Genomic DNA, 22,192 nt, shown 5'->3' on the forward strand with positions numbered 1-22,192 from the left:
GCGTGATGTTCCATAAGGCTACCGGGCCGAGGCAAGTTGATTTAAGGCACCGCCCAGCCATTGCTGCACGCCTTGCATGCTGGCGGCAGAGGTGTCGAGCACCGGCTGCGGGTAGACGCCGAGCAGGATCAGCAGCACAGCCAGGCCCAGCACCATGCTCAGCTCGCGCAGCTTCAGGCCTGGCAAGGCGGTTTCTGCCTTGGCCGGGCCAAAGTAGGCACGGTGAATCATGATCAGCGAGTAGACCGAGCCAAACACCAGGCCAGTGGCGGCCAGTACGGTGACCCACGGCGCGCCCTGGAAGCTGCCGATCAGAATCAGGAACTCGCCGACGAAGTTGCCGGTGCCCGGCAAGCCCAGGGCCGCAGCAGCGAAGAACAGGCTGATCGCCGGCAGCCAGGGCATACGCGCCCAGATCCCGCCCATCTCGCGCATATCGCGGGTGTGCAGGCGCTCATACAGCTGGCCGCAGAGGATAAACAGTGCCGCAGCGGACAGGCCGTGGGCGAGCATCTGCACCACCGCGCCCTGCAGGGCGATCTCGCTGGCCGAGTAGATGGCGATCAGCACGAAGCCCATGTGCGACACGCTGGAATAGGCCACCAGGCGCTTGATATCGGTCTGCGCGAACGACAGCAGCGCGCCATAGATGATGGCGAACACACCGAGCCACTGGGCAATCGGCGCAAACTCCGCCGAGGCGTTGGGGAACAACGGCAGGGCGAAACGCATCAGGCCGTAGGCCGCGGTTTTCAGCAGGATACCGGCCAGGTCCACGGAGCCAGCGGTTGGTGCCTGGGCGTGAGCATCGGGCAGCCAGGAATGAAACGGCACCACCGGAAACTTCACCGCAAAGGCGATAAAGAAACCGAGCATCAGAATGTACTCGGTGCCAGCCGCCATCTTGGTGGTGAGCAGATCGGCATAGTTAAAGGTCAGCACGCCGGTCTGGTCGAAGTGCACGAATACCAGCCCGAGAATCGCCAGCAACATGATCAGGCCGCTGGCCTGGGTGAAGATAAAGAACTTGGTGGCGGCGGTGATACGCGTCTTGCCGTCGCTGCCGCTATGCCCCCAGAGCGCGATGAGGAAATACATCGGCACCAGCATCATTTCCCAGAAGAAAAAGAACAGGAACAGGTCGACGGCGAGGAACACGCCGACCACACCGCCAAGAATCCACATAAGGTTGAGGTGGAAGAAGCCGACGCGGTTCTGGATCTCGTTCCACGAACAGAGCACCGACAACACACCGAGCAGGCCGGTGAGGCTGATCATCAGCACCGATAGGCCGTCCAGCGCCAGATGCACGCTGATGCCGAAGCGCTCAATCCACGGCACTTGGAACTCGGCCGCCCACTGCGGCGCAGCGCCGGGAGCTGGGGCCAGGCTGAAGTCGCCAGTGGCCCACAGCCAAAGGCCCAGACCGAACAGCAGGCCCATGGTCAGCAGGGCGATCCAGCGCGGCAGAATGTTGCCGAAACGCTCGCACTGCCAGCACAGCAGGCCGCCGATAAAGGGGATCAGGATTAGCCAGGGCAGAATCATGACGGTTGGATTTCCTTAATTCAGAATCAGCAGCAGGCCGAGCACCAGTACGGCGCCCCCGGCGATAGACGTGGCATACCAGCGCACCTGACCGGTCTCACTGCGAGCCAGCAAGGCGTTGCCGCCCCGCGCCAGTCGCGGAATCAGGCCAATGCTGCGGTCGATCGGGTCATGCCCGAGCAACCGGCAAAGCAACAGGTAAGGTCGCACAAACAGCTTGTCGTAGAGCCAATCGAAGCCCCAGGCGGCGAACCACCAGGCCGAGAGGAAGCGCCCCGGCGCGCTCTGCGCCACCGCCGTGGCGAAGCTGCGCTTGCCGAGAAACAGCAACGCCGCCAGAACGATGCCGATGATCGCAATGGCCCCCGAGGCGATTTCCAGGCTGTGCTTGGCCTCGCCACCGGCATGACCAACGCTTTGCGGCAACACGCCCGCCAGCGGTGGGCTGATCAGCGCACCAATAAAGGTCGACAGCACGATCAGCGTTACCAGCGGCAGCCAGTGAGCGATGCCATGGCAGGCATGGGCTTCGGTCTTCTGCTCGCCATGGAAGGCGATAAAGATCAGGCGGAAGGTGTAGATCGAGGTTAGGAAGGCGCCCGCCAGGCCGGCGCACAGCAGCCACTGATGACCACTGGCGAAGGCTTCCCAGAGGATTTCATCCTTGGAGTAAAAACCGGCAGTGATCAGCGGCAACGCCGCCAAGGCCGCGCCACCGACGATAAAGCTGGTGTAAGCCAACGGCAGTTTCTTCCACAGGCCGCCCATCTTGAAGATGTTCTGCTCGTGATGGCAGGCGTTGATCACCGCACCCGAAGCGAGGAACAGCAGGGCCTTGAAGAAGGCGTGGGTCATTAGGTGGAAGATCGCCGCGTCCCAGGCGCCAACGCCCAAGGCGAGGAACATGTAGCCGATCTGGCTCATGGTCGAGTAGGCGAGGATGCGCTTGATGTCGGTCTGCACCAGCGCGGCAAAGCCGGCCAGCACCAGGGTTACGCCGCCGACGATGCCGACCAGCTCGAGGACGTCCGGGGTCAGCAGGAACAGGCCGTGGGTACGGGCGATCAGGTAGACACCGGCCGTAACCATGGTCGCCGCGTGGATCAGTGCGGAAACTGGGGTCGGACCGGCCATCGCATCGGCCAGCCAGGTTTGCAGCGGCAGCTGGGCAGATTTACCCACTGCGCCGCCGAGCAGCATCAACGTAGCAATCCACAGCCAGCTGTCGCCTTCGACGTACTTCTGCGGCGCCAGCACCATCAGCTCCTGAATATTCAGGGTGCCGAGGTGGAGGAACAGGATAAACAGGCCGATGGCCATAAACACATCACCGATACGGGTGACGATAAAGGCCTTCAGCGCTGCATTGCCGTTCGGCGTGTGCTTAAAGTAGAAGCCGATCAGCAGGTAGGAGCACAGCCCTACGCCTTCCCAGCCGAAGTACAGCACCAACAGGTTATCGCCGAGCACCAGCAGCAGCATGCTGAAGATAAACAGGTTGGTGTAGGCGAAGAAGCGCGAGTAGCCCTCTTCACCGCGCATGTACCAGCTGGCGAACAGGTGGATCAGGAAACCCACGCCGGTAACCACGCCAAGCATGGTCAGTGACAGGCCATCCAGGTACAGGGTAAAGCTCGGCGCAAAACCGGCCACGCTCATCCACTGCCACAATACCTGGGTAAACACACCGTTTTCCGGCGGATTAAGGTTGAACTGCACGATCACCCAGGCCGCCGTCAGCGCGGACAGCCCGACCGAACCGACGCCAATCAGCGCGGAGAGGTTCTCGGAGAAACGCCCACGCGAGAAGGCCAGCAGGAACCAGCCCAGCAGCGGAAACACACAGGTCAGGAATAGAAGGTTCATCCGCGCATCTCGCTGGCAGCGTCGACATCGAGGGTGTTGAAGCGGCGATACAGCTGCAACAGGATCGCCAGGCCAATACTGGCTTCGGCGGCCGCCAGGGTGATCACCAGAATAAACATCACCTGGCCGTCAGGCTGGGCCCAACGGCTGCCCGCCACCACAAAGGCCAGGGCGGTGGCATTCATCATCACTTCCAGGCTCATCAACACAAAGAGGATATTGCGCCGCACCATCAGGCCGATCAGGCCGAGGCTGAACAGCACGCCGGCCAGCGCCAGGCCGTGCTCCAGGGGAATCGCATTCATGCCGTGGGCTCCTTGGCATCGTGACGGCCGAGGTGATAGGCCGCGACCAGCGCAGCGAGCAGCAGCATCGAAGCCAGCTCCACCGCCAGCAGGTATGGCCCGTACAGGGCGATACCGACCGCTTTGGCATCAATGGTCTGCAAACCAAGGGCCGCGCCACTGGGCGACTGAAACAGCACATAGAGCAATTGCCCCAGCAACAACGCCGAGAGAATCGCCGGGCCGGTCCAGATACCCGGCGTCAGCCACTGACGTTCCTGCTCGACCGCCGCCGGGCCGAGGTTGAGCATCATCACCACAAACACGAACAGCACCATGATCGCGCCGGCGTAAACGATGATCTCCAGCGCGCCAGCAAACGGCGCGCCGAGGGCGAAGAAGGTCATCGCCACTGCCAGCAGCGAGAGAATCAGGTACAGCAGGGCGTGCACCGGATTGCTCGCGGTGATCACCCTGAATGTGGCCGCCACGGCAACGCCGGCGGCGAGGTAGAAAGCGAATTCCATATAGATCCTCTATATCTCCGTAGGAGTCTGTTTAGGCCGTCGCGAGTGCAGCTGAGGCAAGGCGAAAACAGGCGAGGAAGCGCAGTGTACTTTTGTACATGAGCATTCCGAGTCTGTTTTCAACGCAGTATCAGCAAGCGCAGCAGGCATTAAACAGGCTCCTTAGGGCAGCAGGCCTTTGACGTTGATGGGCTCGGCCTCATTCTGCGCGGCACCTTTCGGCTTGCCGGCGATGGCCATACCGGCGACGCGGTAGAAGTTGTAGTCTGGGTTCTTGCCCGGCCCGCTAATCAGCAGGTCTTCTTTCTCGTACACCAGGTCCTGGCGCTTGAACTCGCCCATCTCGAAATCTGGAGTGAGTTGGATCGCCGTGGTCGGACAGGCTTCTTCGCACAGGCCGCAGAAGATGCAGCGCGAGAAGTTGATGCGGAAAAAATCCGGGTACCAGCGGCCATCCGGGGTTTCCGCCTTCTGCAGCGAAATGCAGCCCACCGGGCAGGCCACAGCACACAGGTTGCAGGCCACGCAGCGCTCTTCGCCATCGGGGTCGCGGGTTAGCACGATGCGCCCGCGATAGCGTGGCGGCAGGTACACCGCCTCTTCCGGGTATTGCAGGGTGTCGCGCTTGCGAAAGCCATGGCTGAAAACCATGACCATGCTGCGCAGTTGGGTGTAGGTGCCGTGCACCACATCCCGTATGTATTTGAACATTCTGTGGTTCTCCTTACTGGGCCGCGGCCAGCACAAATGCGCCGGTCACCAGCAGGTTGATCAGGGTCAGCGGCAGGCAGAACTTCCAGCTGAAGGCCATGACCTGGTCATACCGTGGCCGCGGAATCGAGGCGCGCAGCAGGATGAAGATCATGATGAAGAAGCAGGTTTTCAGGGCGAACCAGAAAAACGGAATCTGCGGCAGGATGCCAAACGGCCCGTGCCAACCGCCGAAGAACAGGGTTACCAGCAGCGCCGAGATGGTGATGATGCCGATGTATTCGCCGACGAAGAACATGCCCCATTTCATCCCGGCATATTCGATGTGGTAACCGTCGGCCAGCTCCTGCTCCGCTTCCGGCTGGTCGAAGGGATGACGGTGAGTCACCGCCACGCCGGCGATAAAGAAGGTACAGAAGCCGAAGAACTGCGGAATGATGAACCAGAGGTTTTCCGCCTGGTAATCGACGATGTCGCGCATGTTGAACGAGCCAACCTGGGCGACGATGCCCATCAGCGCCAGCGCCAGAAACACCTCGTAGGACACCGTCTGCGCCGAGGCGCGCAGCGCGCCGAGCAGGGCAAACTTGTTGTTACTCGCCCAGCCAGCGAACAGCACGGCATACACCGACAGCCCGGCCATGGCGAAGAAGAACAGAATGCCGATATTCAGGTCAGCCACGCCCCAGTTCGGCGTGATCGGGATAATCGCAAAGGCCATCAACATGGCGGCGAAGGCGATCATCGGAGCCAGGATAAAGATGAACTTGTCGGCGAACGGCGGCGTCCAGTCCTCCTTGAAGAACATCTTGATCATGTCCGCTGCGATCTGAAACATGCCGAACGGCCCGACCCGATTAGGGCCGTAGCGGTCCTGCCACCAGCCCAGCAGTCGCCGTTCGACAAAGCTCAGCAGCGCGCCGCAGACCACCACCACCAGCAGAATCACGATGGCCTTGAGTACGGCGATCAGCACGTCCAGCACTTCGGGGGTCAGCCAACTCATTGCGCGGCCTCCTCAATGCGGGTGACCACGCTACCTGCGATCAGCGCCGGCATACCCGTCAAACCGACTGGCAGACCAACGACGCCAATGGCCAGCTCTTCGGTGATCTGCAACGGCAGGCGCAGGGTCTGCCCGGCGACTGCCAGACTCAGCAGCGCGCCGTCATTCACCCCCAGACGCTCTGCTTCGGCCTTGGCCAGCAGCGCGTAAGGTGCGGGAATGCGCTCTTGCAGCGGCGCGGCGCCGGCGGAGGTTTCCTCACTGCCAAACAGGTGATGCAGCGCCACGGCCTGCAAGGTGCCCGGTGCCGGGTTAAAGGCGGCCGGTGCGCTGAACCACGGCAGCACTGCGCCTTTGGCTTCCAGCAGACGCACACCGGGGTCGCCGGCACGCAGATGGCCGCCGACTTCGTCCTGAAACTTGTTCCAGGCCTGCGGCGAGTTCCAGCCCGGCGACCAGGCGAATGGAATCTGCTGGCGATCTTCCTTGCTGCCGGAATAGCCTTCCATGGAGAAGGTGAAGGCCGAATCCTGATCCTGCGGCTGACGCGGCTCGTGCACACTGAGATTAGCGCGCATTGCGGTGCGACCGCTGTAACGGTGCGGTTCACGCGCCAGCTTGAGGCCCTTGATACGGAAGGTGGCGTTTGGCGCCGCTTCGCCGATACGGGCCAGCAAGCTGTTGCTGGCAGCAACGGCCGCGGTCACCGCATCTAGCTGAGTCCAGTCGAGCGGCTTGCCCTGTAGCGTGCTGTGCAACGCATGCAGCCAGCGCCAGCCTTCGCGAATCAGGATATTGGCGTCGTAGTAGCTCGGCTCGAACACCTGGAAGAAGCGCTGGGCGCGGCCTTCGAAGCTGACCAGGGTGCCATCGCCTTCGGCGAAGCTGGCAACCGGCAGCAGCAGATGGGCTTTTTCGCTGGTAGCGGTGTGCTGATGGTCGGCGACGATCACCAGCTTGGCCGCTGCCAGTGCAGCATCGACCTGGGCGGCGTCGGCACGACGGTAGAGATCGTTTTCCAGCACGATCACGGCATCGGCCTGGCCGGACGTCAGCGCCTGCAGAGCAGCATCAACAGACTCGCCACCCAGCAGCGCCAGGCCCATGCTGTTGGCTTCCGGCACCACCAGGCTGATGGAGGCGTTCTTTTCGCGATTCTTCAGGGCGCTGGCGATATTCGCTGCGGCTTCGATCAGGCCCTTCTCGCCCAAGGAGGCGCCAGAGACGATCAGCGGACGCTTGGCTTCTAGCAACACCTCGGCAATCAACTGCACCAGCTCACCGACATCCGCATCCAGGCCGTTAACCGCCGGTGCGCTCGGGTCGATGGCATGGGCCACGGCGAAACCGATACGCGCCAGGTCGGCCGGCGCGGCGTGCACGCAGGCTTCGGCGATGTCATCCAGACGCGTGGCAGTAACGCTGGCGATAAATAGCGGATGCAGTTCGTCCTGAGCGACGTTCTGCACGGCAGCCATGTGCCAGTCCTGAATCTTCATCGAGGCGGCGATTTCAGTGGCTTTGCCCTTGACCGCCTGACGCAGGGCCAGGGCCAGGCGTGCGGCGGTCTGGGTCAGGTCTTCACCGAGGATAAACACCGCGTCGTGCAGCTCGACTTCACGCAGGGTCGGCACCGGCAGCGGACCGTTCTGCAGGATGTCGCGGATCAGGCGGATATTTTCCAGCTCGCCCGCAGCGATACCGGAGTAGTAGTTGGCCTCGCCGACCAGCTCACGCAGGGCGAAGTTGCTTTCCAGGCTGGCGCGCGGCGAACCGATACCGATTACGCGTTTGCCCTTGAGCAGCTCGGCGGCCTTGTCCAGCGCGGCATTGATGCCGAGCTTTTCGCCACCGTCTTTATTCACCAGCAGCGGCTGACGCGGGCGATCAGTGCGGTTGACGTAGCCGTAGCCAAAACGGCCACGGTCGCAGAGAAAATACTGGTTCACATCGCCATTGAAGCGGTTTTCGATGCGCCGCAGTTCGCCGTAGCGCTCGCCGGGGCTGGTGTTGCAGCCGCTGGCGCAGCCATGGCAGATGCTCGGGGCAAACTGCATGTCCCACTTGCGGTTGTAGCGCTCGGAGTGGGTCTTGTCGGTGAACACACCGGTCGGGCAGACCTCGACCAGATTGCCGGAGAACTCGCTTTCCAGCACGCCGTCTTCGACCCGGCCGAAGTACACGTTGTCGTGCGCGCCATACACGCCCAGGTCAGTGCCGCCGGCGTAGTCCTTGTAGTAACGCACGCAGCGGTAGCAGGCGATGCAGCGGTTCATCTCATGCCCAATAAACGGGCCGAGCTGCTGATTCTGGTGGGTGCGTTTGCTGAAGCGATAACGGCGCTGGTTGTGGCCAGTCATCACCGTCATGTCCTGCAGGTGGCAATGGCCGCCCTCCTCGCACACCGGGCAGTCGTGCGGGTGGTTGGTCATCAGCCACTCGACGACGCTGGCGCGGAACGCCTTGGACTCTTCATCGTCGATGCTGATCCAGGTGTTGTCGGTGGCCGGCGTCATGCACGACATGACGATGCGCCCGCGCGTATCGTTTTCATCGGTGTACTGCTTGACCGCGCACTGGCGGCAGGCGCCGACGCTACCGAGCGCCGGGTGCCAGCAGAAGTAAGGGATATCGAGACCGAGGGACAAGCAGGCCTGCAGCAGGTTGTCCGCCCCATCGACTTCGAAATCTTTGCCGTCTACGTGGATAGTGGCCATGGTTCAGGTTTCTTCTTTGCCCACCGAAGCGGGCTTGGCTAATGGAATCACGTTGTGCTGCGGGGCCAGGTCAGTGGCCGCCAGAGCGCCAATTTTTTATGGCCTGCCATCCATGGCGGCCACCCTTCGGGCCGTCGCTACGCGACGTTAAAAATGGCTCCCTGCCATTTTTAGCGCGGGGACGAATTGCCCCGTCGTTGCCGGAGCCGCCGAGCTGGCCACGCCAGCCTCGAACTCCGAACGGAAATACTTGATCGCACTGCCCAACGGCTCAACCGCACCCGGTGCGTGAGCACAGAAGGTTTTGCCCGGGCCAAGGAAGTTGACCAGACCGAGTAGCGTGTCGATGTCCTGCTGCGTGCCTTGCTTGCGCTCCAGGGCGCGCAGAATTTTCACGCTCCAGGGCAGGCCATCGCGGCATGGCGTACACCAGCCGCAGGACTCGCGGGCGAAGAACTCTTCCATATTGCGCAACAGCGAGACCATGCTGATGCTGTCGTCCACCGCCAGCGCCAGGCCGGTGCCCATGCGCGTGCCGACCTTGCCGATACCGCCGGCATACATCAGCGCATCCAGGTGCTCGGGGAGCAGGAAGCCGGTGCCAGCACCGCCAGGTTGCCAGCACTTGAGGGTGTAGCCATCCCGCATGCCGCCGGCGTAGTCCTCGAACAGCTCGCGAGCGCTTACGCCGAAGGGTAGCTCCCACAGGCCAGGGTTCTTCACCTTGCCGGAGAAGCCCATCAGCTTGGTGCCGTGGTCTTCACTCTCCGGGCGGGCCAGGCTCTTGTACCAGTCCACGCCATTACCGACGATGGCCGGCACGTTGCATAGGGTTTCCACATTGTTTACGCAGGTCGGCTTGCCCCATACGCCGACGGCAGCCGGGAACGGCGGCTTGGCACGCGGGTTGGCGCGGCGACCTTCGAGGGAGTTGATCAGTGCGGTTTCTTCACCGCAGATATAGCGCCCGGCACCGGTGTGGACGAACAGCTCGAAATCGAAACCGCTGCCGAGGATGTTCTTGCCGAGCAGGCCGGCGGCCTTGGCTTCCTCGATAGCGCGATTCAGATTCGCCGCCGCATCGACGTATTCGCCGCGCAGGAAGATGTAGCCGCGATAGGCCTTGAGCGCACGGGCAGAAATCAGCATGCCTTCCACCAGCAGGTGCGGCAGCTGCTCCATCAACATGCGGTCCTTCCAGGTGTTCGGTTCCATTTCGTCCGCGTTGCACAGCAGGTAGCGGATGTTCATGGATTCGTCGGCAGGCATCAGGCCCCACTTCACCCCGGTGGGAAAGCCGGCACCACCACGGCCCTTGAGGCCGGAATCTTTTACCGTTTGCACGATATCGGCCTGGGCCATTTCGCTCAGCGCTTTACGCGCAGCAGCGTAGCCATTCTTCTGCTGGTACTCCTCCAGCCACACCGGTTGGCCATCGTCACGCAGGCGCCAGGTCAGCGGATGGCTTTCCTCGCTGCGGGCGATCTTGTTGGCCGGGCCGATGGAGGTCAGCGTTTTCATACCACTCATTGGTAGGCCTCCAGCAGTTGAGCCACGCCGCCAGGTTGCACGTCGCCAAAGGTGTCGTCGTCGATCATCAGCGCCGGGGCCTTGTCGCAGTTGCCCAGACAGCACACCGGCAGCAGGGTAAAGCGGCTGTCGTCGGTGGTCTCGCCGAGGCCGATACCGAGCTGTTTCTGCATTTCAGCGACGACCGACTCATGGCCACCGACATAGCAGGTCATGCTGTCGCACACCCGGATAATGTGGCGGCCCACCGGCTGACGGAAAATCTGACTATAGAAGGTGGCCACACCTTCGACGTCGCTGGCGGGAATACCGAGGATTTCGCCAATCGCATCGGCGGCGCCATCCGGCACCCAGCCACGGGCCTTCTGCACGAGTTTCAGCGCTTCGATCGACGCCGCACGCGGGTCTTCGTAGTGGTGCATCTCATGCTCGATGGCCGCATGTTCGGCTTCGCTGAGGATGAAACGATCAGTCTGAATTAGCGTATTCATAATCAGCGGTCCACGTCAGCCATAACGAAGTCGATACTACCCAGGTACGCGATCAGGTCAGCGACCATGCTGCCGCGAATCACCGAAGGGATCTGCTGCAGGTGCGGGAAGCTCGGCGTGCGAATCCGCGTGCGGTAGCTCATGGTGCTGCCGTCGCTGGTCAGGTAGTAGCTGTTGATGCCCTTGGTCGCCTCGATCATCTGGAATGACTCGTCGGCTGGCATCACCGGGCCCCATGAGACTTGTAGGAAGTGCGTAATAAGGGTTTCGATATGCTGCAACGTGCGCTCTTTCGGCGGCGGCGTGGTCAGCGGATGGTCGGCCTTGTACGGGCCTTCCGGCATATTGCGCAGGCACTGATCGATGATCTTGATGCTCTGACGCATCTCCTCAACGCGCACCATGCAGCGGTCGTAGGCATCGCCATTGGCGGCCAGCGGCACTTCGAACTCGAAGTTTTCGTAGCCGGAATACGGCCGCGCCTTACGCAGGTCAAAATCGCAGCCGGTGGCGCGCAGGCCGGCACCTGTGGTGCCCCACTCCAGCGCTTCATTGGTGTTGTACTGGGCCACGCCAATGGTGCGCGCCTTGAGAATGCTGTTCTTCAGCGCGGCTTTCTCGTACTCGTCGAGGCGCTTGGGCAGCCAGTCGACGAATTCTTTAACCAGCTTGTCCCAGCCACGCGGCAGGTCATGGGCGACACCACCGATGCGGTACCAGGCCGGGTGCAGACGGAAGCCGGTGATGGCTTCAATCACCTTGTAGGCGCGCTGACGGTCAGTGAAGGTAAAGAACACCGGCGTCATCGCACCGACGTCCTGAATATAGGTACCCAGGAACAGCAGGTGGCTGGTGATGCGGAAGAATTCGGCCAGCATGATGCGAATCACGTCGACCCGTTGCGGCACGGTGATGCCCGCGAGCTTTTCCACGGCCAGCACGTACGGCAGGTTGTTCATCACCCCACCGAGGTAATCAATGCGGTCGGTGTAAGGAATAAAGCTGTGCCAGCTCTGCCGTTCGGCCATCTTCTCGGCACCACGGTGGTGGTAACCGACTTCGGGCACGCAATCGACTATCTCTTCACCGTCGAGCTGCAGGATGATGCGGAACGCACCGTGGGCCGACGGATGATTGGGGCCGAGGTTGAGGAACATATAGTCCTCATGCTCGCTGCCGCGCTTCATACCCCAGTCTTCCGGCTTGAAGCGCGCGGCTTCTTCTTCCAGCTGCTGTTTGGCCAGGGTCAGGCTGAACGGATCGAACTCGGTGGCGCGCGCCGGGTAATCCTTGCGCAGCGGGTGACCTTCCCAGGTCGGCGGCATCATGATCCGCGTCAGGTGCGGGTGGCCACTGAAGTGAATGCCGTAGAGGTCCCAGACTTCGCGCTCATACCAGTTGGCATTGGGCCAGATGCTGGTGACGCTGGGCACATTGAGGTCGCGCTCGCTCAAGGCAACCTTGAGCATGATGTCGCTGTTCCGCTCCAGCGACATCAGGTGATAGAACACAGTGAAATCCGCACCCGGCAGACCGCGACGCTGGGTACGCAGGCGCTCGTCGACGCCATGCAGGTCATACAGCATCACGTAGGGACGCGGCAGGTTGCGCAGGAAGGTCAGGATTTCGACCAGCCGCTCGCGAGCCACCCACAGCACCGGCATGCCAGTACGGGTGCTCTGTGCGGTAAAGGCTTCAGCGCCAAAACGGGAATTCAGTGCGACGACCACATCTTGGTCGTCAGCCTTGTACGGCGGTATGGACAGAATGCTGTCTGCAGTCATGATCTCGGTCGCTATCGGTCAACGGCGTCAGTAGGCGGGCTCAAGCGAGCCCAGGCTCACACTTCGTCGGGGCTGCGCAGATTGGTCACGGCGATCCGCTGCTCGCGACGTTGCTCTTTCTGCGAAGGCATGTCGGCACGGTAAACACCCTGATCACCGACCACCCAGGACAACGGCCGACGCTCCTGACCGATGGATTCCTGCAGCAGCATCAAGCCTTGCAAAAAGGCCTCGGGACGCGGCGGGCACCCGGGAATATAGACGTCGACCGGCAGAAACTTGTCGACGCCCTGGACCACCGAGTAGATGTCGTACATGCCGCCAGAGTTAGCGCAGGAGCCCATCGAGATCACCCACTTGGGTTCCAGCATCTGCTCGTACAGGCGCTGGATGACCGGAGCCATCTTGATAAAGCAGGTGCCGGCGATGACCATGAAGTCCGCCTGGCGTGGGGAGGCCCGGATCACTTCCGCACCAAACCGAGCCACGTCATGCGGCGCAGTAAAGGCGGTGGTCATTTCCACATAGCAGCAGGACAGGCCGAAGTTGTACGGCCACAGGGAGTTCTTGCGCCCCCAGTTCACTGCACCATTGAGAACATCTGAGAGCTTGCCCATGTAGATGTTCTTGTGGACTTGATCGTCTAGCAGCGGGTCGGAAACAGTCTCCCGCTCGCCGACCGGATAGCGCTCATTGGGCGCATCCGGATCGATCCGAGTAAGTTTGTAGTGCATCGCCAAAGCCTCATTGTTTTAGCTTCGCCTGCCGCTCGCGACGGCCCTGAGGTGCCCAATCGAGCGCCCCGATCCGCCAAAGGTAGACAAGACCTGCCAACAGAATTGCTATAAAGACTGTAGCTTCGATCAGCCCAGCCCAGCCGCTTTCGCGCACCGAAACTGCCCAAGCGAAGAGAAAGAGGGCTTCAACGTCGAAGATCACGAAGAGCATCGCGACCAGATAGAATTTGGCTGACAGGCGCAGGCGCGCGCTGCCGACGGGCAACATGCCGGATTCGAAGGGCTCGTTCTTGCTGCGCCCCCAGGCTTTGCTACCCAGCAGGCTGGACAGGCCAAGCATGAACGCAATGAGGCCGCAGACCCCAAGCAAAAAAACAGCAAAAGCCCAGTTATGGGATATGGTCGTTACCGCATCAGGCATGCCGGTACTCCTTGATAAAGGAACGGCTTCTATAATTTTTATTGCGCGCAAGTCCAAACAGGATGCCCGCCAAGTATGGTCGCAATTCTATGCGTGCTACGAATTAGTAACCAATTATTTTATGTTCACAAAGCGACATAAACGCGTAACCAATCGCCAAAACCGTTTTGCGGCTTGAGCCAGCGCTGCAGAGCGGTATCAACAGTTGGTTCCATTGAATACAGCCGCTATGCTTGGCTGCATCTCAATGGATAAAGACTATGACCCTCACCGAACTGCGCTACATAGTCACCCTCGCTCAGGAACAGCACTTCGGCCGCGCCGCCGAGCGTTGTCATGTCAGCCAGCCGACGCTGTCGGTGGGGGTGAAGAAACTCGAAGATGAGCTGGGTGTGCTGATCTTCGAACGCAGCAAGAGCGCAGTACGCCTGACCCCGGTCGGTGAAGGCATCGTCACCCAGGCGCAGAAAGTGCTGGAGCAGGCCCAGGGCATCCGCGAGCTGGCCCAAGCCGGCAAGAACCAGATGGCCGCGCCGCTGAAGATCGGCGCGATCTACACCGTCGGCCCTTATCTGTTCCCCCACCTGATTCCGCAACTGCACCGCGTCGCGCCGCAGATGCCGCTGTATATCGAAGAGAACTTTACTCACGTGCTGCGCGACAAACTGCGCAATGGCGAGCTGGACGCGATCATCATCGCCCTGCCGTTCCATGAAGCTGACGTGCTGACCAAGCCGCTGTACGACGAGCCGTTCTACGCCCTGCTTCCCGCCGGCCACCCCTGGGCCGCGATGAAAACCATCGACAGCAAGCTGCTGAATGACAAGAGCCTGCTGCTGCTCGGCGAAGGCCACTGCTTCCGCGATCAGGTGCTGGAAGCCTGCCCGACCCTGCGCAAGGGCGGCGAAGACAGCGCCAAGCACACCACGGTGGAATCCAGCTCGCTGGAAACCATTCGCCATATGGTCGCCTCGGGCCTCGGCGTATCGATCCTGCCGTTCTCTGCCGTCGACAGCCACCACTACGCCCCTGGCGTGATCGAAGTGCGCCCGCTGAGCGCGCCCGCGCCGTTCCGCACCGTGGCCATCGCCTGGCGCGCCAGCTTCCCACGGCCGAACGCCATCGAAGTACTGACCGACTCGATCCGCCTGTGCTCGGTGGCCAAACCACTGCCCAAGAGCAGCTAAGACAGGCCATGACCGAATTGGCTGCGGTTTCTGTCACCGCGCTGAAAGGCGTGGGGGCGGCCCTGGCCGAAAAACTCGCCAAGGTCGGCCTGGAAACCTTGCAGGACGTGTTGTTCCACCTGCCGCTGCGCTATCAGGATCGCACCCGCATCGTGCCGATTGGCGCGCTGCGCCCCGGCCAGGACGCGGTGGTTGAAGGCATAGTCGCTGGTGCCGATGTGGTCATGGGCCGCCGCCGCAGCCTGTTGGTACGCCTGCAGGACGGCAGCGGCACCCTATCCTTACGCTTCTACCATTTCAGCCAGGCGCAGAAAGAAGGCCTCAAACGTGGCACTCAGGTGCGCTGCTACGGCGAAGTGCGCCCTGGCTCATCGGGCCTGGAAATCTACCACCCGGAATACCGTGCGCTATCCGGCAGCGAGCCAATTGCCGTGGAACAGACCCTGACGCCGATCTACCCGACGACCGAAGGCCTGACCCAGCAACGCTTGCGTCAGCTCAGCGAGCAGGCCCTGGCACGCCTGGGTCCGCACAGCCTGCCAGATTGGCTACCGCGAGAACTGGCTGACGATTACCAACTCAGCCCGCTCGACCAAGCCATCCGTTACCTGCATCGACCGCCGCCGGATGCTGACCTGGAAGAACTCGCCGAAGGTCGCCACTGGGCCCAGCACCGTCTGGCCTTCGAGGAACTGCTGACCCACCAACTCTCCTTGCAACGCTTGCGCGAAAGCGTACGCGCGCAGCAGGCTCCGGCGCTGCCCCTGGCGCAAAGCCTGCCGCAGCAATATTTGGCCAACCTGGGCTTTACCCCCACCGGCGCGCAACAGCGAGTTGGCGCGGAAATCGCCTACGACCTCAGCCAGAGCGAACCGATGCTGCGCCTGGTGCAGGGCGATGTGGGCGCCGGCAAGACCGTGGTCGCCGCCTTTGCCGCGCTGCAGGCGCTGGAAGCCGGTTATCAGGTGGCACTGATGGCGCCGACCGAGATTCTTGCCGAACAGCATTTCATCAACTTCAGCAAATGGCTGGCGCCGCTGGGCCTGGAAGTCGCCTGGCTAGCCGGCAAGCTCAAGGGCAAAGCCCGCGCCAGCGCTCTGGAGCAGATCGCCGCCGGCGCGCCCATGGTGGTTGGCACCCACGCGCTGTTTCAGGATGAAGTGCGCTTTGCCAAGCTCGCCTTGGTGATCATCGATGAGCAGCACCGCTTCGGCGTGCAGCAGCGTCTGGCCCTGCGGCAGAAAGGCATCGGCGGGCGCATGTGTCCGCATCAGCTGATCATGACCGCCACGCCAATCCCGCGAACCCTGGCGATGAGCGCCTACGCCGATCTCGACACCTCGATCCTCGACGAACTGCCACCTGGTCGTACGCCGGTGAATACCCTTGTGATCGCCGACAGCCGCCGCCTGGAAGTGGTCGAGCGCGTGCGCCTGGCCTGCAATGAAGGGCGGCAGGCCTACTGGGTCTGCACGCTGATCGAGGAATCCGAAGAGCTGACCTGCCAGGCCGCGGAAACCACCTTCGAGGATTTATCGGCGGCGCTCGGCGGGCTGAATGTCGGGCTGATTCACGGGCGCATGAAACCGGCAGAAAAGGCCGCGGTGATGGACCAGTTCAAACAGGGCCAGCTGCAACTGCTGGTGGCCACCACGGTGATCGAAGTCGGCGTCGATGTGCCCAATGCCAGCCTGATGATCATCGAGAACCCGGAACGCCTGGGCCTGGCCCAGCTGCACCAACTGCGCGGCCGGGTCGGTCGCGGCAGCGCGGCCAGCCATTGCCTGCTGCTCTATCACCCGCCGTTGTCGCAGCTGGGTCGCGAACGCCTGACAATCATGCGCGAGACCTGCGATGGTTTCGTTATCGCCGAAAAGGACCTGGAACTGCGCGGCCCCGGCGAGATGCTCGGCACCCGCCAGACCGGCCTGCTGCAATTCAAGGTGGCCGATCTGATGCGCGATGCCGACCTGCTACCTGCAGTACGCGACGCCGCGCAAGCGCTGCTGGAACACTGGCCGCAGCATGTCAGCCCGTTACTTGAACGCTGGCTGCGGCATGGCCAACAATACGGGCAAGTGTGAAGCAGCGCACATGGCAACCGTCGCCTGTGCCGCACTTTCACCAACCCGCTGTTTATACTCGAAACATTGCTGCCTCTGCCGGATACCGCCATGACTGAACTTGCCCTAGCTCCCGACACCGCTCCGCGCCCGCCAGCGGTGATTCTGCAACTACTGGAAAAGCTCGGCCTGCCCTACCAAGTCTGCCGCGACCTGCCCGGCCTGCCCGCTGCTCAGCGTTTGCAGGCGGTATTACTGGATGACGCTGTGGGCGCGTTGCTGGTGCTCTACCCGCAGAGCCAGCTGCTCGACCTCAACCGCCTGACCGAACTGACCGGCCGTCAGCTGACTGCGGTCAAGCCGGAACGCCTGGAGCGCATGCTCGGCAAGCACAACCTGAAAGTGCTGCCCGGCCTGCCGCCACTGACCAGCTCACCGTGCCTATATGACGAGCGCCTATTGCAGGCGCCGAGCCTGTATATCGAATCCGGCCAGCGCGGCGTGCTGCTGGAGCTGAGCACCGAGGCCTTTAAGACCCTGCTGAGCAAGGCCAGCGCCGCGCGTTTCGGCGAGCCGCTGAGCAATATTCGCCTGAACCTCGATCGCCCGGACGACGACCGCGCCGAGATCACCCTGGCGGTGCAGGCCTTTACCGCGCGGCGCATCCAGCAACGCCTGGAAGAAACCATCGAGATTCCGCCGTTGCCGGAAACCGCGCAGAAGATTATCAAGCTACGCGTCGACCCGGATGCCACCGTGGATGACATCACCGGCGTGGTCGAAACCGACCCGGCGCTGGCCGCCCAGGTGGTCAGCTGGGCCGCCTCGCCCTACTACGCGGCACCCGGCAAGATCCGCTCGGTGGAGGACGCCATCGTCCGCGTGCTGGGCTTCGATCTGGTGATCAACCTGGCCCTCGGCCTGGCCCTGGGGAAAACCCTGAGCCTGCCCAAAGATCATCCGCAACAGGCCACGCCGTACTGGCAACAGGCAATCTACAGCGCTGCGGTGATCGAAGGGCTGACCCGCGCCATCCCGCGCGCGCAGCGCCCGGAAGCTGGCCTGACCTATCTCGCCGGCTTGCTGCACAACTTCGGTTATCTGGTGCTGGCGCATGTGTTTCCGCCGCACTTCTCGCTGATCTGCCGGCATCTGGAGGTCAACCCGCACCTGTCGCACAGCTATATCGAACAGCATCTGCTCGGTATCAGTCGCGAGCAGATCGGCGCATGGCTGATGCGTTACTGGGATATGCCCGAAGAACTGGCCAGCGCCCTGCGCTTCCAGCACGACCCGGAATACACCGGCCCCCACGCCACCTACCCAAACCTGGTGTGCCTGTCGGTCAGCCTGCTGCGCAATCGCGGCATCGGTGCCGGCCCACAGAGCGAGATTCCACAAAGCCTGTTCGACAACCTCGGCATCAGCCGGGAGAAAGCCGAAGAAGCCGTGAGCAAGGTGCTGGCCGCCGAAGTCGCGCTGCGCGAACTGGCGGCGCAATTCCACCCGCCGCACTAATACTGCAGAAAATATAAAGGGGCCTAAGGGCCCCTTTATCGCTACAGTCGAATGATTACTTCCTCAGCTGGGCACGCCGTGCGGCGAACAATTCCGGCAACACCTGCGCGCTGCCATCGAGCAATTGCGCCACGGCTGGCTGCTCATACAGGGCAGCATATTCGGCCAGCTTTTCGCTGGGCATCTGCCGGTAGGCGTAAAGCATAAATGACTCCACTGCCTCAGCGCTGGAGATACGCAGCGCATCTTCCTGAGCCTTGGTCTGAGTACTCAAGGCCTTTTCGTCGATGCTTTCACCACGGCCCTGCAACGCCAGAAGCGCCTGGGTCTTGCCGACTTCATAGCGCAGCAGGGTAGCCAGAATGGTCGTGTGTGCGGCGGCATCCAGACGTCGCACCAGAGCCAGGCGCTCCTCACGCGGCGGGCGCTCGTTCAGTTGTTTGCGATAGGCCGCCAGGCCTTCTGCGCCACCCTCACCAACCGAACGCTCGGCGGCGGTAAAACCCTGCGCCAGTGGGCTGTCCAACAGGCGCTTGGCCTGCTCCAGCTGGGCTTGATCGAGTTTGCCGGTCAGACGTTTAGCCAAATCCAGGCACAAGCCATCGGCGGCAAACACCTTGGCCAACTGCGCTTGCTGCTTATCGGCCAGGCCACGCTGCACCAGCGGTGCGCTCTGTTCGCAGAGCAAACGGATGCCCGCCAGTTCGAATAGCGGCGCAAAGGCTTCGGCTTTAGGGGGTGCGGCGTGGGCAAGGGAGGTGGAAAACAGCAGGGCACTCAGCAGCAAACGCATGGGCAAACTCTCACTAGGGCTATGCCCAGCCTAGCGAATGCGGTGCGCGCAGGCCAGCCCTGGCGCGCACTGCTGCGAATCAGGCAGCTTTTTTGGCAGCGTCTTTCTTTTTCGGCATCAGGTATTTGGTCAGCCCCTGGAACCAGATCACCAACGCCGGGTTGCCCTGAATCTGGATGTCCTTGTTCTGAATGCCCTGCATAAACGCCAGCTGCTTGTTTTTCGCGCTCATGGTGGCAAAACCATAGGCCGCATCCTTGAAGCCAAGGGCAAATGCAGGTTCGCTGACCGGGCCGCGTTTGCTGGTGATGCGCTGGTCTTTGACGATGAAGTGACGGGCAACTTTGCCGTCCAGGGTGTGCAGTTGAAAGACCATGTCGCGGTCGACCAGTTGTTGTTGGAAAGCCGGGTTTTCACGGCTGGCCTTGGCCATCAGACGGCCCAGCATCCACAGAAGAAAACGGAATTTCATGCGCGAGGCCTCGCAAAGGATAGAGAAAAGGCGGCGCATTGTAGCGGTTTGCGGCGGGGACTACATCCGGCTGAAAGAAGGGCGTGAACACGCTGACCGGGGTAGTGCAGCCCGGAGCCAAAGGCTCCGGGCTCAAGGACTCAGTTGACCGCGTCTTTCAGGGACTTGCCCGGTTTGAAGGCGACGGTATTGCTGGCCTTGATCTTTACCGGCTCGCCGGTTTGCGGATTTTTGCCGGTGCGAGCACCACGGTGGCGTTGTACGAAAGTACCAAAGCCTACCAGGGTGACGCTGTCCTTGCGGTTCAGTGCGTTGGTGATTTCTTCAAGTACTGCGTTAAGTACACGGTTTGCCTGATCTTTAGTCAGATCCGCCTTATCGGCGATGGCGGCGGCGAGTTCCGGTTTACGCATAAATGCCTCTTTACGGTTTTTTGTTGTTGTGTCCGGGCTGCTCTGCGCGAGCAGATACCAAGGCGCGGCAACAGCTCTAGGCTGCGGCAGACTGAGGGAGAATGGCATGCCATCGGGCCCTGCGCCAGTCTTGTCCGACAGTTAAACCAAGCAGGCTTATGGCATATACGACAGAACGACCGCCATTTAAGCCAAAAGTGCAGGCAGTAGCTTATTCAGAGCCAATTTTTCCTGCACGGCCGTACCGGTCAACGCATAACCGAGCAGCGCGCCGCTGCTGTCATGACACAGCGCCTTGATGTCGGCGCCGCTGCCCTCCACGCTCCATTCGCCCTGCTGGCCGCGCGGCGGCGGCGAGACAACCAACGGGCAAACCGGGGTTTTTACCGTTACCGGCATAGGCCCGTAACTCACTGCGGTCGGAGTGCCAGCCAGGGTTTGCGCCAGCGCACGGGCGCTGGTCATCAGCGGCATCACATAGAGCAGATTGATCCCGTCGACCTCGGCGCAGTCACCCAAGGCATAGATATTGGCATGTGAGGTGCGCAGGTGACGGTCGACCACCACCCCACGATTGACTGTCAAACCTGCAGCGGTGGCCAGTGCGATGCGCGGGCGCAGCCCCACGGCTGAAAGCACCAGATCGCACTCAATCAGCGTGCCGTCGGACAGGTGCGCTTGCAGTGCATCGCCTTGGTGGTTCAGGCTGGCTAACACCGGCCCGAGATGAAAGCGTGCACCGAGCCCTTCCAGACCGGCTTGAACTGCGGCTGCGGCAGCCGGGTGCAGCAGGCCTGGCATCACCTGCTCGCAGGGCGCCACCAGCTCGACCTGATAGCCGCCAAGACTGAGGTCATTGGCAAACTCGCAGCCGATCAGACCAGCGCCCAGCAGCAGGACGCGCTGCTTGCCGGCGGCCGCCGTACGAAAGCGCGCGTAGTCTTCCAGATCATTGATTGAGAAAATCGCATCATCGGCATCGCCTTCCACCGGTACGCGAATCACCTCGGCGCCCCAGGCCAGCACCAGATCGCGGTACGGCACGGACTCTTCGCCGATCCACAGTTGCTTGTGGCCGGGGTCGATGCCGCTGATGTGGGTATGGGTGCGGATTTCCGCCTTGAGTTGCTCGGCCATGGCACCCGGCTCAGCCATGCTCAGGCCATCGGCGTCCTTGTTCTTGGCAAAACCGGTGGACAGCATCGGCTTGGAATAGGAGCGGCCGTCGTCAGCGGTGATCAGCAGCAGCGGGGTTTCGCTGTCCAGCTTGCGAAATTCACGAGCCAGGTTGTAGCCGGCCAAGCCGGTGCCAACGATGACGACAGGTGCACTCATGCTGCATTCCTCACACAGGCCACGCATTACTGTGGCCGTAATAAATTTCGGGGCGGCCGCGGTTCAGGCGATTTCGATCATCTCGAAATCCAGCTTGCCTACGCCGCAATCGGGGCACAGCCAATCGGCGGGAATATCTTCCCAGGCCGTGCCAGGGGCGATGCCTTCCTCGGGCAGGCCGAGGGCTTCGTCATAGATAAAACCGCACACCACACATTGCCACTTGCGCATAGCCACCTCGGCGCTTATCCATCTCGTTCGGGGGTGTTGAGTATGCGCACTCGCGAAACAAAACGGCGACCCTCGGTTCGCCGCCTAGAGCAGCATGGACTTAGAAGCGGTTTCAGATCTCGCGAGCTAGAGCGATGCAAGGCAAAAACAGGCGAGAAAGCGGAGTTTACGGCTGTAAATGAGCATTTCGAGCCTGTTTTTAACGCAGCAGCGCCGACGTGCAGCAGATCGGAGACGGTTCTTAGCCGATTTCGATCATTTCGAAATCAAGCTTGCCCACGCCACAGTCGGGGCACAGCCAGTCTTCCGGGACATCCTGCCAGAGTGTACCGGCGGCGATGCCTTCATCAGGCCAGCCCTGGCTCTCGTCGTAAATCAGTCCACAGACCACACATTGCCACTTCTTCATAACTACCTCAGACGGATCACACGGCTATTGCGCCGGGGAAACTACCGCATATGTGCAAGTGCGCCAAGCCGCCGGGCGATGAATAGCGCGCCATCGAGGCCAACCAAAGTCGGGTTCTGCCCGGCGTAGCGGCCAATCGCCGCGCGTTG

The 22,192-nt window shown here is 61.8% G+C and carries 21 protein-coding genes; 3 read left to right on the top strand and 18 right to left on the bottom strand.

Annotation, left to right across the window (positions count from 1 at the left end):
- Positions 1-18: 18 nt before the first annotated feature.
- The 12 genes from nuoM to AACX99_RS01730 all read right to left on the bottom strand — a co-directional run bounded on the left by nuoM (position 19) and on the right by AACX99_RS01730 (position 13,622).
- On the bottom strand, positions 19-1,548 hold the full coding sequence (nuoM, locus tag AACX99_RS01675) for an NADH-quinone oxidoreductase subunit M (protein ID WP_339409107.1): 1,530 nt from the start codon (positions 1,546-1,548) through the stop codon (positions 19-21).
- 15 nt (positions 1,549-1,563) lie between these two features.
- Positions 1,564-3,414, bottom strand: coding sequence for an NADH-quinone oxidoreductase subunit L (gene nuoL / locus AACX99_RS01680; RefSeq protein WP_339409108.1), 1,851 nt, complete (start codon positions 3,412-3,414; stop codon positions 1,564-1,566).
- Complete coding sequence (gene nuoK, locus AACX99_RS01685) at positions 3,411-3,719, bottom strand: NADH-quinone oxidoreductase subunit NuoK (protein WP_090250586.1); 309 nt, start codon at positions 3,717-3,719, stop codon at positions 3,411-3,413. The genes nuoL and nuoK overlap by 4 nt, the downstream gene beginning before the upstream one ends.
- Entirely contained in the window at positions 3,716-4,225 is a 510-nt protein-coding gene (gene nuoJ / locus AACX99_RS01690) for an NADH-quinone oxidoreductase subunit J (RefSeq protein WP_090250589.1), read from the bottom strand. The genes nuoK and nuoJ overlap by 4 nt, the downstream gene beginning before the upstream one ends.
- Before the next feature lie 162 nt (positions 4,226-4,387).
- Entirely contained in the window at positions 4,388-4,936 is a 549-nt protein-coding gene (nuoI, locus tag AACX99_RS01695; RefSeq protein WP_160086025.1) for an NADH-quinone oxidoreductase subunit NuoI, read from the bottom strand.
- 13 nt (positions 4,937-4,949) lie between these two features.
- Entirely contained in the window at positions 4,950-5,942 is a 993-nt protein-coding gene (gene nuoH / locus AACX99_RS01700; RefSeq protein ID WP_275960207.1) for an NADH-quinone oxidoreductase subunit NuoH, read from the bottom strand.
- The gene (nuoG, locus tag AACX99_RS01705; protein WP_339409109.1) at positions 5,939-8,659 is read right to left on the bottom strand and encodes an NADH-quinone oxidoreductase subunit NuoG; all 2,721 of its coding nucleotides are present in this window, start codon (positions 8,657-8,659) and stop codon (positions 5,939-5,941) included. Before nuoG ends, nuoH begins: the two co-directional genes overlap by 4 nt.
- A 147-nt stretch (positions 8,660-8,806) precedes the next feature.
- Complete coding sequence (gene nuoF, locus AACX99_RS01710; RefSeq protein WP_339409649.1) at positions 8,807-10,180, bottom strand: NADH-quinone oxidoreductase subunit NuoF; 1,374 nt, start codon at positions 10,178-10,180, stop codon at positions 8,807-8,809.
- A gap of 5 nt (positions 10,181-10,185) precedes the next feature.
- On the bottom strand, positions 10,186-10,680 hold the full coding sequence (gene nuoE, locus AACX99_RS01715; RefSeq protein WP_445261823.1) for an NADH-quinone oxidoreductase subunit NuoE: 495 nt from the start codon (positions 10,678-10,680) through the stop codon (positions 10,186-10,188).
- Between the two features lie 2 nt (positions 10,681-10,682).
- The gene (nuoC, locus tag AACX99_RS01720; RefSeq protein ID WP_339409110.1) at positions 10,683-12,464 is read right to left on the bottom strand and encodes an NADH-quinone oxidoreductase subunit C/D; all 1,782 of its coding nucleotides are present in this window, start codon (positions 12,462-12,464) and stop codon (positions 10,683-10,685) included.
- 56 nt (positions 12,465-12,520) lie between these two features.
- Positions 12,521-13,198 (bottom strand): NuoB/complex I 20 kDa subunit family protein, encoded by a 678-nt coding sequence (locus tag AACX99_RS01725; protein WP_170048687.1) that lies wholly within the window; start codon positions 13,196-13,198, stop codon positions 12,521-12,523.
- Between the two features lie 10 nt (positions 13,199-13,208).
- Positions 13,209-13,622, bottom strand: a complete 414-nt coding sequence (locus AACX99_RS01730) for an NADH-quinone oxidoreductase subunit A (RefSeq protein WP_339409111.1) — start codon at positions 13,620-13,622, stop codon at positions 13,209-13,211.
- A gap of 260 nt (positions 13,623-13,882) precedes the next feature.
- On the opposite strand from AACX99_RS01730, the gene AACX99_RS01735 reads away from it, so the two are divergent.
- The 3 genes from AACX99_RS01735 to AACX99_RS01745 all read left to right on the top strand — a co-directional run bounded on the left by AACX99_RS01735 (position 13,883) and on the right by AACX99_RS01745 (position 18,390).
- A complete protein-coding gene (locus AACX99_RS01735) occupies positions 13,883-14,809 on the top strand; it encodes a hydrogen peroxide-inducible genes activator (protein ID WP_339409112.1) in 927 nt (308 codons plus the stop codon).
- Between the two features lie 8 nt (positions 14,810-14,817).
- The gene (gene recG, locus AACX99_RS01740; RefSeq protein ID WP_339409113.1) at positions 14,818-16,893 is read left to right on the top strand and encodes an ATP-dependent DNA helicase RecG; all 2,076 of its coding nucleotides are present in this window, start codon (positions 14,818-14,820) and stop codon (positions 16,891-16,893) included.
- 90 nt (positions 16,894-16,983) lie between these two features.
- Positions 16,984-18,390 (top strand): aminoacyl-tRNA deacylase and HDOD domain-containing protein, encoded by a 1,407-nt coding sequence (locus AACX99_RS01745; RefSeq protein ID WP_339409114.1) that lies wholly within the window; start codon positions 16,984-16,986, stop codon positions 18,388-18,390.
- A gap of 55 nt (positions 18,391-18,445) precedes the next feature.
- On the opposite strand, the gene AACX99_RS01750 is transcribed toward AACX99_RS01745, so the two are convergent.
- From AACX99_RS01750 to AACX99_RS01775, 6 genes are all read right to left on the bottom strand, one after another.
- Positions 18,446-19,183 carry a hypothetical protein gene (locus AACX99_RS01750; protein WP_339409115.1) on the bottom strand — a complete coding sequence of 246 codons (738 nt, stop codon included), beginning with the start codon at positions 19,181-19,183 and terminating at the stop codon, positions 18,446-18,448.
- 79 nt (positions 19,184-19,262) lie between these two features.
- Positions 19,263-19,655, bottom strand: coding sequence for a helicase (locus tag AACX99_RS01755; RefSeq protein ID WP_274087006.1), 393 nt, complete (start codon positions 19,653-19,655; stop codon positions 19,263-19,265).
- Positions 19,656-19,795: 140 nt separating this feature from the next.
- Positions 19,796-20,068: an HU family DNA-binding protein gene (locus tag AACX99_RS01760; protein WP_090250753.1), complete on the bottom strand. Its 273-nt coding sequence runs from the start codon at positions 20,066-20,068 to the stop codon at positions 19,796-19,798.
- A gap of 186 nt (positions 20,069-20,254) precedes the next feature.
- Positions 20,255-21,403 carry an NAD(P)/FAD-dependent oxidoreductase gene (locus tag AACX99_RS01765; protein ID WP_339409116.1) on the bottom strand — a complete coding sequence of 383 codons (1,149 nt, stop codon included), beginning with the start codon at positions 21,401-21,403 and terminating at the stop codon, positions 20,255-20,257.
- Positions 21,404-21,466: 63 nt separating this feature from the next.
- Positions 21,467-21,634: a rubredoxin gene (locus AACX99_RS01770; RefSeq protein WP_090379673.1), complete on the bottom strand. Its 168-nt coding sequence runs from the start codon at positions 21,632-21,634 to the stop codon at positions 21,467-21,469.
- A 241-nt stretch (positions 21,635-21,875) separates the two neighbouring features.
- A complete protein-coding gene (locus AACX99_RS01775) occupies positions 21,876-22,043 on the bottom strand; it encodes a rubredoxin (RefSeq protein ID WP_090240746.1) in 168 nt (55 codons plus the stop codon).
- Between the last annotated feature and the right edge of the window lie 149 nt (positions 22,044-22,192).

The organism is Pseudomonas sp. EA_35y_Pfl2_R5, assembly GCF_963970805.1.
Taxonomy (GTDB): Bacteria; Pseudomonadota; Gammaproteobacteria; order Pseudomonadales; family Pseudomonadaceae; genus Aquipseudomonas.

Coding starts and splice junctions, on each gene's coding strand:
- AACX99_RS01735 (WP_339409112.1), top strand. CDS start 13,883: ATGACCCTCACCGAACTGCGCTACATAGTCACCCTCGCTCAGGAACAG.
- AACX99_RS01775 (WP_090240746.1), bottom strand. CDS start 22,043: ATGAAGAAGTGGCAATGTGTGGTCTGTGGACTGATTTACGACGAGAGC.
- AACX99_RS01750 (WP_339409115.1), bottom strand. CDS start 19,183: ATGCGTTTGCTGCTGAGTGCCCTGCTGTTTTCCACCTCCCTTGCCCAC.
- nuoG (WP_339409109.1), bottom strand. CDS start 8,659: ATGGCCACTATCCACGTAGACGGCAAAGATTTCGAAGTCGATGGGGCG.
- nuoJ (WP_090250589.1), bottom strand. CDS start 4,225: ATGGAATTCGCTTTCTACCTCGCCGCCGGCGTTGCCGTGGCGGCCACA.
- recG (WP_339409113.1), top strand. CDS start 14,818: ATGACCGAATTGGCTGCGGTTTCTGTCACCGCGCTGAAAGGCGTGGGG.
- AACX99_RS01755 (WP_274087006.1), bottom strand. CDS start 19,655: ATGAAATTCCGTTTTCTTCTGTGGATGCTGGGCCGTCTGATGGCCAAG.
- nuoC (WP_339409110.1), bottom strand. CDS start 12,464: ATGACTGCAGACAGCATTCTGTCCATACCGCCGTACAAGGCTGACGAC.
- nuoF (WP_339409649.1), bottom strand. CDS start 10,180: ATGAAAACGCTGACCTCCATCGGCCCGGCCAACAAGATCGCCCGCAGC.
- AACX99_RS01745 (WP_339409114.1), top strand. CDS start 16,984: ATGACTGAACTTGCCCTAGCTCCCGACACCGCTCCGCGCCCGCCAGCG.
- AACX99_RS01730 (WP_339409111.1), bottom strand. CDS start 13,622: ATGCCTGATGCGGTAACGACCATATCCCATAACTGGGCTTTTGCTGTT.
- AACX99_RS01760 (WP_090250753.1), bottom strand. CDS start 20,068: ATGCGTAAACCGGAACTCGCCGCCGCCATCGCCGATAAGGCGGATCTG.
- AACX99_RS01765 (WP_339409116.1), bottom strand. CDS start 21,403: ATGAGTGCACCTGTCGTCATCGTTGGCACCGGCTTGGCCGGCTACAAC.
- nuoL (WP_339409108.1), bottom strand. CDS start 3,414: ATGAACCTTCTATTCCTGACCTGTGTGTTTCCGCTGCTGGGCTGGTTC.
- nuoE (WP_445261823.1), bottom strand. CDS start 10,680: ATGAATACGCTAATTCAGACTGATCGTTTCATCCTCAGCGAAGCCGAA.
- AACX99_RS01725 (WP_170048687.1), bottom strand. CDS start 13,198: ATGCACTACAAACTTACTCGGATCGATCCGGATGCGCCCAATGAGCGC.
- nuoI (WP_160086025.1), bottom strand. CDS start 4,936: ATGTTCAAATACATACGGGATGTGGTGCACGGCACCTACACCCAACTG.
- AACX99_RS01770 (WP_090379673.1), bottom strand. CDS start 21,634: ATGCGCAAGTGGCAATGTGTGGTGTGCGGTTTTATCTATGACGAAGCC.
- nuoM (WP_339409107.1), bottom strand. CDS start 1,548: ATGATTCTGCCCTGGCTAATCCTGATCCCCTTTATCGGCGGCCTGCTG.
- nuoK (WP_090250586.1), bottom strand. CDS start 3,719: ATGAATGCGATTCCCCTGGAGCACGGCCTGGCGCTGGCCGGCGTGCTG.
- nuoH (WP_275960207.1), bottom strand. CDS start 5,942: ATGAGTTGGCTGACCCCCGAAGTGCTGGACGTGCTGATCGCCGTACTC.